Source organism: Microcoleus sp. Pol12A5 (assembly GCF_036701435.1).
GTDB lineage: Bacteria > Cyanobacteriota > Cyanobacteriia > Cyanobacteriales > Microcoleaceae > Microcoleus.
On sequence record NZ_JAUBQU010000186.1, the window covers coordinates 1 to 7,846 of the forward strand.

The window sequence follows — 7,846 nt, forward strand, 5'->3', positions numbered from 1 at the left end:
AAGCGTTTCAAGTTTAAGTCTAGCTAGCTCAAGACTTAGCGTTACATAGTTTATTTTTTTCCTGTCCACCTACTTAAATTTGATAGAATTAGGTATCTGCAAAACATCTGAACGATCGCTAAATGCACGTTATCAGTCGCAAAAAATTAAGAGACTACTGCCAAAATCATGCTGATTCCTGCGAAGCCCTCGATGATTGGTACAAGATTGCTAGTCAAGCCAACTGGACTAAACTTATTGATGTTCAAACTATTTATCCTCAAGCTGAAGCAGTTGGAAATTTTACAATTTTCAATATCAAAGGAAATAAATATCGATTAATCGTAAGTCTTAACTATCAAAAGCAGATTGTTTATATCAAGTACATTTTGACTCATGCAGAATATGACAAAGACAACTGGAAAAACGACCCTTACTTTTGACTCCGACAGGTACAGCAGCCTGCTGTCTCAATATCAACCTAGAATCATCAAAAATGAAGATGAAAACGAGACTTTTTTAGAAATAGTTGAAAACTTGCTATCTCGGAACAATCTAACTCCCGAAGAAGATACTCTGTTAGAACTTTTAGTCAAACTAATTGAGGATTATGAAGAAACTCACTATCAACTGAATGCCTCTACTCCCCACTCAAGACTTCTTCATTTGATGGATGCTAGAAGTTTAGAACTAGCAGATTTAGTAGAAATTATTGGCACAGTTGAGACGGTAACTGAAATCGTTAACGGTCAGCTAGAAATTAGCAAAAAACAAGCTGAGGCTTTGGGAAAATTTTTTAATGTAAATCCGGGTTTGTTTCTGTTTGATTAATCGTAAACCATTATATAATACGTTGAAACTTGTTACGATCGCCCTTTATCCCCCTATCATGCTTCAAATCCGCCGCCGTCCCCCCAGCACATCCGTCTCCGTACTCTACCTCAGCTACCAAATCGCCGTACCCGACGCCGAACCCCAGCACATCCTCGAAGAAATCGTCTGGGAAAAAGAAGCTGAAGTGGCCCAAAAGCGCGATCGCACCCCGTTATCCGATCTTCACAAAAAACTCCCGTTTTCACCGCCAACCCGCGACTTTCTTGCCGCCCTTAAAAACGGCAAAACCACACCTGCTATCATCGCCGAAGTTAAAAAAGCTTCCCCCAGTAAAGGCGTAATTCGCGAAGATTTCGACCCAGTGGCGATCGCCCTAGCTTACCAACAAAACGGCGCTAGCTGCATCTCCGTACTCACCGATGAAAAGTTCTTTCAAGGCAGTTTCGACAACCTCGCTAAAATCCGTGCCGCCGTCGATTTACCCTTACTTTGCAAAGAGTTTATTATCTATCCCTACCAAATCTATCTCGCCCGGATTCACGGCGCCGATGCTGTATTGTTAATCGCAGCCATTCTATCTGACAAAGATTTACAATACTTTGTAAAAATTGTCAAGACTTTGGGCATGACAGCTTTAATAGAAGTTCACACTCTCGAAGAACTCGATCGAGTATTAACGCTAGAAGGCGTCAACCTGATCGGCATCAACAACCGCAACCTAGCAGACTTTTCCGTCAGCCTAGAAACCACCGGTCAACTATTAGCCGATCGACAAACCGAAATCCAAGAAAAAGGCATCCTCATCGTCAGCGAGTCAGGAATCCACACTCCCGACGACCTAGCTAAAGTTGCCACCGCCGGAGCAGAAGCCGTTCTCATTGGGGAATCTCTGGTCAAGCAGCCCGATCCGGGTGCGGCTTTAGCCTCCCTTGCCGATCGCCCTCCCAGCCTGTGAAAGGCGAGACCGCTTGACAAACCACCCTTAATTCTGATAAAAAATGATTAAGTAGGTAAATAATGAGAATTTCTAGCCTGCATCGACTCAAGCGCTTGACTGTAAAAAAAAATAGCACTCAAAGCTATATTGCATAGAAATATTTTGCCAGAAAGCAATTAAATCTATTCTGTAAGCGGGTCGATCGCAAGATTTAGCGTGTCCAACGCACCCAGCCCCGAATATTCGATCGGCAAAGCAGGGGTTGTTGTACGGTTAGAAAACAAATAAAAAATCGGGCATCTAATGTTCACCTGTGATGCCTCATGCAATTGCTATGGGGTGTCGGTTCGCTGAGGTATGTTAGCTTTCATGGAGCCAATCCCCCTTCCTTCGTACATTCATTATGAATTGCTACTTCAATTGTTAGAGCGCAAAACGATGTTTGCTGTCAGTCCACAATCGCCGCAGCAGCAACAAGTTCACCAACTTATTATTACACTGCGTAAAGCCCTTGCCATTCAAAAGCAATTAGAACAAAGCTGCGAGCGATCGAACTTAGCGGTAGAACACCGCTGGTCTCTAAATGAAATTAACCACAAGGGAGTTAAAAGTTAAAAAAGTTAGAGTAGCGACGTGACGTATCGTATTTGATTTATTCTATATAACTCCCACAGAAAAACTTAGGACAATATCATGGACAACAAATTAATGCTGATGATTCCCGGCCCGACGCCGGTACCTGAAGCGGCCTTGTTAGCGATGGCAAAACACCCGATGGGCCACCGCAGCAAGGAATTTGACGCGATTTTTGCAGAATGTACCGATAATTTGAAATGGCTGCACCAAACTAAAAGTGACGTGTTGAGTTTAACCGTTTCCGGTACCGGCGCGATGGAAGCTGGGATAATTAATTTCTTGAGTGCGGGCGATCGAGTTTTAGTCGGCACCAACGGCAAATTTGGTGAACGTTGGGCCGAAGTCGCCGAAGCTTACGGTTTAAACGCCGAAATTATTAAAGCCGAGTGGGGCCAACCTTTAGACCCCGAAAACTTCCGCGAAAAACTCGAAGCAGATACAGAGAAGCAAATCAAAGCTGTCATCATCACCCACTCGGAAACCTCCACGGGCGTCCTCAACGACCTCGAAACCATCAACCGCCACGTTAAGGCCCACGGTGAAGCTTTAATTATGGTCGATGCTGTCACTAGCTTAGGCGCTGTCAATATTCCGATGGACGCTTGGGGCATCGATGTCATTGCTTCGGGTTCTCAGAAAGCTTACATGATTCCTCCAGGTTTGGGTTTTGTGGCCGTCAGTCCCAAAGCTTGGGAAGCTTACAAAACTGCGAAACTGCCCCGCTATTATTTGGATTTGGGCAAATATAGCAAAGACGCTGCCAAAAATACCACTCCTTTTACTCCCCCTGTCAATATGTTTTTTGCCCTGCAAGCATCGCTGCAGATGATGAAAACAGAAGGGTTGGAAAATGTTTTCGCGCGGCACAAACGGTTGATGACAACTACTCGCGCTGCTGTAAAAGCTTTAGGTTTACCGTTGTTTGCCGCTGATGATGCGGCCAGCCCTGCGATTACTTCGGTTATGCCGCCAGAATCCGTAGATGCTCAAAAAGTGCGGACTTTGATGAGAAAGAGATTTGACATTGCTCTCGCCGACGGACAAGACCATTTGAAAGGTAAAATCTTCCGAATCGGTCATTTGGGCTTTGTGTGCGATCGCGATATTCTAGCAGCAATTTCCTCTTTAGAAGTCGTGTTGCGAGAATTGGGTCATGAAGGCTACACTCCTGGTGCCGGCGTTGCCGCTGCTGCCAAGTTCTTGGCTGAATCCTAATCTCAGTTGTTAAAGGATTTTGGATTTTTGATACTCTCTAAAATCTAAAATCCTTTTAATATGCTTCGGATAACCAATCAAAGATTTTATCCAACTGTTCGAGAGTGACTAAACCGTATTGCCACAGAACCATCGGCAAGGAATTCGGGTCTTTATCGCGCTGCCGCTGTTTGTTATCGCCAACACGTTCGGCGACAGCAATTGACGCGGGGGAAATTGCCAAATCTTCTTGTAAAAATCGAATTAATCGAGTGTATTTAGCGGGTGCCATGTGATTTCACCTCTAAGTATAGGACACCATTTTCTGATGTGAACCTGATGTTTTGGATGAGTAATAAGCCAGTTTTAAATTTGTCTTGTTACCGTCGATAGCTTTTAAAACGCTATTAGCGGTTGAACTGCCAAACGTAATGCTGAGTGCAAGCGCACAAGCTAACCTTTCCCAAAAAGTGAAAGGTTTTGCAATTTTGCTGATGTCGGCCCGATCGACTTGCGATCGCGATCGAACTTAAACTGAATACCTCGGCATCTTTGCAGCGCGAATCAGAATTTATTCTGCTACCTAAAACTACTAAACCAGGTTCAGAGTTTAACTTCATCTGCCGAAATGCAGAATCCGCAAATCTACTTCGGCAAAATTAGTTAGATATTTCGATCAAACCCGAAACTGCTACCAGAAGTTAAGTTTGCCAATTACCGCCAATTAACTTGGCTCGTAGCATATTACTTTAGATAGGTTTAGTAGATTTACCTCGAGCGCCAGAACTTCCAGAGAATTTCTTTTCGTGTTGCTACACCTTGAGGCTGAGTATCGTCTCTCAGGATTGGTAACGAGTCGCTGACTCGTCTCATACCTGCGACCAACAATCTACAGCTTCCGGAAACAAGCTCAAGTCCTGACTGGCTGAGATCGACATCGTAGCAAATCTTTTGGTGTTTGTACTGAATCTTACATTAATATTCTAATAGATTTTATCAATTTTTGTAAAGTTTCTAAATTTTCGCCGGTATTCCGAAGGCACAAGGCAGTTCGGGAACGGATGTAACGGATGCTAAAAAGAAGCAAGAAGGAAACCGGGGGATTGTTTATTGAGGGAGGTTTTCGTTAAAAAACTCAATTTCAATACGATCGCCCACTTTGACACCAAGTTCAGCAGCACGCCCACCCCGGAGCTCAATCACTCGATCGACAACAGTATCGGGCCCGTAGGTAGGACAAGGATCTTCAGTACAAGGAGGTGCAGAAACTTCGATCGCCTCAACCACCCCATCCCGCAGAAAAATCATATCCAGAGAAATCTTGCAATTTTTCATCCAAAAATTGACCCGCCGCGCCGGTTTAAACTCAAACAGCATTCCTCTGTCATCCGGCAAAGAAGTTCTGTACATTAAACCCATAGCCTGCTGTTCCACTGTTTTAGCCACCTCGAGTTCGATTGGGCGATCGGCTATCCGAGCTCTAGCAGAAACAGGCAGCACTTGACCCGATGTTGTCGCCGTCGGAGACTGATTCGCCAAAATACCAGTAGCACCAGCATTCGCGATCGGTAAAGTCGGTGAACATCCCAGCAAAAATATACTTACTCCAATACCGAGCAAATTAGTTAAATAATTCATAATGATTTTAGATTTTAGATTTTAGATTGAGAATTGTTGACAGTTGACTGTTGACTGTTGACTGCGTTGAGTGATGACAGTTGACTGTTGACTGTTGACTGCGTTGAGTGATGACAAGTGACAACTGTCAACTGTCAACTGACTGCTTCAAGCTTCGCGCATCACATAGCCAACACCTCGCACCGTCTGAATCAAGCGCTTTTCGCCCTCATCTTCAATCTTGAGGCGCAGATAGCGGATGTAAACCTCAATCACATTCGACTCGCCCAAAAAGTCGTAACCCCAAACATTTTCCAGAATTTGTTCCCGAGTCAAAACCTCGCGGGGATGTTCCATCAAATACTTTAGCAGCTCAAATTCCTTCATCGTCAGGTCGATCGCCCGTCCGTTGCGTAGGGCCCGCCTAGAGGCCAAATCCAAAACTAAATCGCCAAACCTCAATTGTTCGTTGCTGCTGTTATCCGGCTGCAAATACAAGCGCACCAACTGCAAAAACTCCTCAGTGCGGTAAGGTTTAAGAAAATAATCATCCGCCCCAGCTTCCAGACAAGCTACGCGATCGTCAACTGTATCACGACCGACCAATAGCAGCACCGGCACCCGATTGCCAATACTTCTGAGGTAAGAACACAGTGACAGCCCCGACTCAGGGCCAAGTATGCGATCGATTACAATCAAAGCTGGCTGCAATTCACGGGCTAAATTTTGGCCGGTGGCGGTGTTAGAAGCTACTACCGGTTCATAGCCGGAGGATTTTAAGTCGAGACTCAAGTGTCCGGCGAGAACTTCGTCTGTTTCAACTAGCAGGACACAGGGATTGCGATCGAGAGTAATTGCAGCCATTGAATTGACCGGTGGAGACCATAACTGTTCTAGCACGTCTTAAGGAAGAGAGGGAGAGGGGGAGAGAGGGAGAGGGGGAAAGTGGGAGAATGGGAGAATTACCAATTACCAATTAAGCTATTTGGCATTTAAATTGAAACTCGATCGCCCCTGGCTATCCTGCCCGCCCCACAAGAGTTTAAGTAAAAAGTAGCTTACCAATTAAATGCGCTACAGCTTACCAATTACCAAATTGAATAATTTATGACGATCATCGTATTCGGCAGTATCAACATCGACCTAGCAGCAAAAACTCCCCGGTTGCCGCAACCAGGGGAAACTATCATCGGTAGCAATTTTTTCACGGCCGGCGGTGGCAAAGGAGCAAATCAAGCCGTCGCTGCCGCCCGTCTCGGCACTTCCACCCACATCATCGGTCGCGTCGGCAACGATAAATTTGCTGAAGACTTATTGACAAATTTACAATCTTATGGGGTAAATACAGACAATGTATTAATAGACCAAAACACTCATTCAGGAGTGGCAATTATCGCGGTAGACGAGACAGGTCAAAATAATATTATTGTGATTCCGGGCGCAAATAACAATGTCGGTGAAGCAGATATAGAACGTCTCAAAAAACTGTTAACAGCAGCTACATCTGTGCTGTTACAGTTAGAAATTCCCCTGGAAGTTGTCCAAAAAGCTGCGAAAGCTGCTCGTCAAGCGGGGGTGCGAGTTATTCTCGATCCAGCACCGGCTAGGGCAGATTTGCCACTGGAACTTTATCCGCTAATTGACATTATCACGCCGAATGAAGTGGAAGCGGGCCAGTTAGTCGGTTTTCGGGTGAATGACACCGAAACAGCGATTGTAGCTGCCAAACAGTTGCAGGAGCGTGGTGTCAAGAATGTTATTGTCAAATTGGGCGATCGCGGGGCTGTTGCTGTTACTGCGGATGAAACCTTTTTTGTACCGGCTTTTGCTGTGGAGGCGATCGACACTGTGGCTGCTGGCGATGCTTTTAACGGCGGGTTGGCTGCTGCATTAGATGCCGGTCTGTCCTTGTCAGAGGCGGTGCGGTGGGGCGCAGCAGCGGGCGCTCTGTGTGCAACAAAAACGGGTGCTCAAGTGGCTATGCCCGATCGGGCAACCTTTGATAAATTTTTGCAGAATTTAACTTGAATTTGTCAGGTGCGCGTTAGTTGAATTTGTAGGGTGCGGAATGCGCGCCCTACTTTGACTTGTAAACCGCGTATTAGTGGAATTGGTAATTTGTCAGGTGCGGAAGGCGCACCCTACTTTAACGATTTTTATTTAATCGTCGTCTTTGAATTCTTTGGCTAGGCGATCGAGTCTGTCGTTCGTTTCTTTTGTAAACTTGAGTAACCTACCGCTGACAATATTTAATGTTAATCCGCCAGCGGTGGCAACTGAGCCTTCTGTGACTTTTCCAGAAAACAACAGTACGATGACTAAAATACTCATAAAGGCGTTTACTATTTTTAACCCAATAGTCACGTTAAAACTAAATTTAGCTTGACGCAAACGTTCTTGAATGACATCTCGCTCCATTTCTGGGTAATCATCAGAACGGAATGGTGGGTTGGAAGTGGACTTATTAAGAAGCATTTCATTTCTTTAAACTGTACACTGTCTATCTTCCACCTACTGAAACAGCTTTGGGACGATTCTGAAGACGATAGGCAGGAACTTTGTAGATTTTGAGTAATCCTCTTCTGTCACTCTAGGCAGAGTATAATAGGACAAAATCTCTCAAACCTGAGCTGGGTCTATGGTTAAGCC

The 7,846-nt window shown here is 45.0% G+C and carries 10 protein-coding genes; 6 read left to right on the plus strand and 4 right to left on the minus strand.

Annotated elements, in window-relative coordinates:
* The first annotated feature begins 122 nt into the window (after positions 1–122).
* From QUA45_RS26850 to QUA45_RS26870, 5 genes are all read left to right on the plus strand, one after another.
* Positions 123–422 (plus strand): type II toxin-antitoxin system HigB family toxin, encoded by a 300-nt coding sequence (locus QUA45_RS26850; protein ID WP_333095288.1) that lies wholly within the window; start codon positions 123–125, stop codon positions 420–422.
* A complete protein-coding gene (locus QUA45_RS26855) occupies positions 385–810 on the plus strand; it encodes a transcriptional regulator (protein ID WP_333095287.1) in 426 nt (141 codons plus the stop codon). Before QUA45_RS26850 ends, QUA45_RS26855 begins: the two co-directional genes overlap by 38 nt.
* 58 nt (positions 811–868) lie before the next feature.
* On the plus strand, positions 869–1,768 hold the full coding sequence (trpC, locus tag QUA45_RS26860; protein WP_333222867.1) for an indole-3-glycerol phosphate synthase TrpC: 900 nt from the start codon (positions 869–871) through the stop codon (positions 1,766–1,768).
* A gap of 351 nt (positions 1,769–2,119) precedes the next feature.
* The gene (locus QUA45_RS26865) at positions 2,120–2,365 is read left to right on the plus strand and encodes a DUF5340 domain-containing protein (RefSeq protein ID WP_041623669.1); all 246 of its coding nucleotides are present in this window, start codon (positions 2,120–2,122) and stop codon (positions 2,363–2,365) included.
* Positions 2,366–2,443: 78 nt separating this feature from the next.
* Positions 2,444–3,601: an alanine--glyoxylate aminotransferase family protein gene (locus QUA45_RS26870; RefSeq protein ID WP_333222861.1), complete on the plus strand. Its 1,158-nt coding sequence runs from the start codon at positions 2,444–2,446 to the stop codon at positions 3,599–3,601.
* A gap of 55 nt (positions 3,602–3,656) precedes the next feature.
* Here the strand turns inward: QUA45_RS26870 and QUA45_RS26875 are convergent, their stop codons facing one another.
* The 3 genes from QUA45_RS26875 to nblR form a co-directional block, all read right to left on the minus strand.
* Positions 3,657–3,872, minus strand: a complete 216-nt coding sequence (locus tag QUA45_RS26875) for a DUF2949 domain-containing protein (RefSeq protein WP_333078854.1) — start codon at positions 3,870–3,872, stop codon at positions 3,657–3,659.
* A gap of 815 nt (positions 3,873–4,687) precedes the next feature.
* A complete protein-coding gene (locus tag QUA45_RS26880; protein ID WP_333222863.1) occupies positions 4,688–5,218 on the minus strand; it encodes a DUF192 domain-containing protein in 531 nt (176 codons plus the stop codon).
* A gap of 147 nt (positions 5,219–5,365) precedes the next feature.
* Positions 5,366–6,061: a response regulator transcription factor NblR gene (gene nblR, locus QUA45_RS26885; RefSeq protein WP_333082375.1), complete on the minus strand. Its 696-nt coding sequence runs from the start codon at positions 6,059–6,061 to the stop codon at positions 5,366–5,368.
* Positions 6,062–6,304: 243 nt separating this feature from the next.
* Here nblR and rbsK point away from each other — a divergent pair, with 243 nt between their 5' ends.
* On the plus strand, positions 6,305–7,225 hold the full coding sequence (gene rbsK, locus QUA45_RS26890; protein ID WP_333222865.1) for a ribokinase: 921 nt from the start codon (positions 6,305–6,307) through the stop codon (positions 7,223–7,225).
* 132 nt (positions 7,226–7,357) lie between these two features.
* Here the strand turns inward: rbsK and QUA45_RS26895 are convergent, their stop codons facing one another.
* Positions 7,358–7,672, minus strand: coding sequence for a TRADD-N-associated membrane domain-containing protein (locus tag QUA45_RS26895; RefSeq protein WP_333082373.1), 315 nt, complete (start codon positions 7,670–7,672; stop codon positions 7,358–7,360).
* Positions 7,673–7,846: the final 174 nt, after the last annotated feature.

Excerpts from the sequence above, each read along its gene's own strand:
- QUA45_RS26850 (WP_333095288.1), top strand. The coding sequence starts at position 123 with ATGCACGTTATCAGTCGCAAAAAATTAAGAGACTACTGCCAAAATCAT.
- QUA45_RS26855 (WP_333095287.1), top strand. The coding sequence starts at position 385 with ATGACAAAGACAACTGGAAAAACGACCCTTACTTTTGACTCCGACAGG.
- trpC (WP_333222867.1), top strand. The coding sequence starts at position 869 with ATGCTTCAAATCCGCCGCCGTCCCCCCAGCACATCCGTCTCCGTACTC.
- QUA45_RS26865 (WP_041623669.1), top strand. The coding sequence starts at position 2,120 with ATGGAGCCAATCCCCCTTCCTTCGTACATTCATTATGAATTGCTACTT.
- QUA45_RS26870 (WP_333222861.1), top strand. The coding sequence starts at position 2,444 with ATGGACAACAAATTAATGCTGATGATTCCCGGCCCGACGCCGGTACCT.
- QUA45_RS26875 (WP_333078854.1), bottom strand. The coding sequence starts at position 3,872 with ATGGCACCCGCTAAATACACTCGATTAATTCGATTTTTACAAGAAGAT.
- QUA45_RS26880 (WP_333222863.1), bottom strand. The coding sequence starts at position 5,218 with ATGAATTATTTAACTAATTTGCTCGGTATTGGAGTAAGTATATTTTTG.
- nblR (WP_333082375.1), bottom strand. The coding sequence starts at position 6,061 with ATGGCTGCAATTACTCTCGATCGCAATCCCTGTGTCCTGCTAGTTGAA.
- rbsK (WP_333222865.1), top strand. The coding sequence starts at position 6,305 with ATGACGATCATCGTATTCGGCAGTATCAACATCGACCTAGCAGCAAAA.
- QUA45_RS26895 (WP_333082373.1), bottom strand. The coding sequence starts at position 7,672 with ATGCTTCTTAATAAGTCCACTTCCAACCCACCATTCCGTTCTGATGAT.